Genomic DNA, 1819 nt, shown 5'->3' on the forward strand with positions numbered 1-1819 from the left:
CTCGATGCGGCCGTTCGCGCATCGGGGCTGCGTTCGCACACGATCGTGCTCGACGCCATGCCGGCCGCGTTCGCGGCGGGGCTCACCGTGATCAACGCGGAAACGTCGCGCGCGTTCGGTCATCTGGTCGCGACCGGCAAGCTCGGCGCCGACCTCGATGCGCGATTGCGTGCGGCCGCAACGACCGCGCCTGCGGCATTGAAGGAAGCCGAAGCCGTGCGCGCACGCTTCACCGCGCAGGTCGATGCCGCGCTCGAACACGCGGACGTGCTGGTGCTGCCGACGCTGCCCGCGTTGCCGATCACGCTGCAGCAGGCACGCGACGGCGTATCGGTGATCGCGATGTCGTCGCTGATCCGGCCATTCAACCTGAGCGGTCATCCGGCGCTCAGCCTGCCGTTGCCGCTCGCCGGTTCGCCGTTGAAGGCCGGCTTGCAGATCGTCGGACGCAAGGGCGCGGACGAACAGGTCTGCGCGATCGCGGCACACTTCGAGGCGGCACTCGCCGCATGAACCACGATGCGGGCGCCGCTGCCACCGGCGTGCGCCCGCGAACCACGGAATTCCAGACCATGTCAGATCGAGTCGTCCTCGTCACCGGCGCCGCGCGCGGGCTCGGCGCCGTCATCGCCGAACGCTTCCATGCGGCCGGCTATCGCGTCGCGCTGGCCGACATCGCCGCCGACGCGATTCACGCGCATGCGCGCGACCTCGACCCGAGCGGCGAACGCGCGCTCGCGCTGCCGCTCGACGTCACGTCGAAACGCGATTTCGAAGCGGCACGCGATGCGCTCGTCGCGCGCTGGGGCACGATCGACGTGCTCGTCAACAACGCGGGGGCCTCGAAGGTGGTGCCGGCGATGGAAATCACGGCCGAGCAGTTCGACCAGGTGATCGACGTAAACCTGCGCAGCGTGCTGTTCGGCTGCCAGGTGTTCGGCCAGTACTTCGCGCAGCGCGGCGCGGGCCGCATCGTCAACATCGCGTCGCTCGCCGGGCAGAACGGCGGCTCGGCCACGGGCGCGCACTACGCGGCCGCGAAAGGCGGCACGCTGACGCTGACCAAGGTGTTCGCGCGCGATCTCGCCGCGCAGGGCGTGACCGTCAACGCGATCTCGCCGGGCCCGCTCGATCTGCCGATCGTGTACGAAAGCGTCGCGCCCGAAAAACTGCGTCAGGTGCTCGCGAGCCTGCCGGGCGGCAAGCTCGGATCGGCCGGCTTCGTCGCCGATGCGGCCGTGCTGCTCGCGTCGGGCGACGCGCATTTCGCGAACGGTGCGTGCTGGGACATCAATGGCGGGCTATACATGCGTTGAACGGCGGCACGCATCGGGCGTGTGGTGCCGTGCGCAATACGTGTGGCGTATAGGGCACGCGTGGCGCGTGCCTCGCCTGCTTCACGTGCTTCGTGTGCCGTGGCGTGCCTGCGCAAGCCCGTCCGCAAGCAGCCCCGACCGCTAGCGCGACGACTCTCCGTCGTCGCCCCACACGACCATCACGTCGCGCACCAGCGCGGCGATCGACGTCGCGCCGAGCTTCTCCTTGATGCTCGCGCGATGCACGTCGACGGTCTTCACGCTGATCGACAGATCGGACGCGATCTGCTTGCTGCCCTTGCCGTCCACGACGCCGCGCAGCACTTCCTTCTCGCGCGCGGTCAGCGCATCGAGCCGCTGGCGCAGCTCGCGGTGGCGCTGGCTCACCGCATGCCGCTGCTGCGCGAGCCGCAGCGCACGCTGCACGCGCTCGAGCATCTGCTGCGAGTTGTACGGCTTCTCGACGAAATACGATCGCGCCGTTCTGCAGCGCGCGCACCGAC

Annotated in this window: 2 protein-coding genes and 1 pseudogene; 2 read left to right on the top strand and 1 reads right to left on the bottom strand. The window is 69.7% G+C overall.

Annotation, left to right across the window (positions count from 1 at the left end; translation table 11 throughout):
* Together JMF90_RS35450 and JMF90_RS35455 are read left to right on the top strand one after the other, a co-directional pair.
* Window positions 1–513, top strand: a 513-nt coding sequence (locus JMF90_RS35450; protein ID WP_236598111.1) for an amidase family protein, incomplete at its 5' end; no start/stop codon positions are given.
* A 59-nt stretch (window positions 514–572) separates the two neighbouring features.
* The gene (locus JMF90_RS35455) at window positions 573–1316 is read left to right on the top strand and encodes an SDR family NAD(P)-dependent oxidoreductase (RefSeq protein ID WP_027812267.1); all 744 of its coding nucleotides are present in this window, start codon (window positions 573–575) and stop codon (window positions 1314–1316) included.
* Between the two features lie 141 nt (window positions 1317–1457).
* Here JMF90_RS35455 and JMF90_RS35460 read toward each other — a convergent pair.
* Window positions 1458–1819 (bottom strand): annotated as a pseudogene (locus tag JMF90_RS35460) (response regulator transcription factor); the annotation flags it as partial.

This window comes from Burkholderia sp. E168m23 (genome assembly GCF_016586125.1).
In the GTDB taxonomy this organism is placed as follows: Bacteria; Pseudomonadota; Gammaproteobacteria; order Burkholderiales; family Burkholderiaceae; genus Burkholderia; species Burkholderia orbicola.

Bases quoted from the DNA above. Each gene is read 5' to 3' on its own strand.
- JMF90_RS35455 (WP_027812267.1), top strand. From the start codon at position 573: ATGTCAGATCGAGTCGTCCTCGTCACCGGCGCCGCGCGCGGGCTCGGC.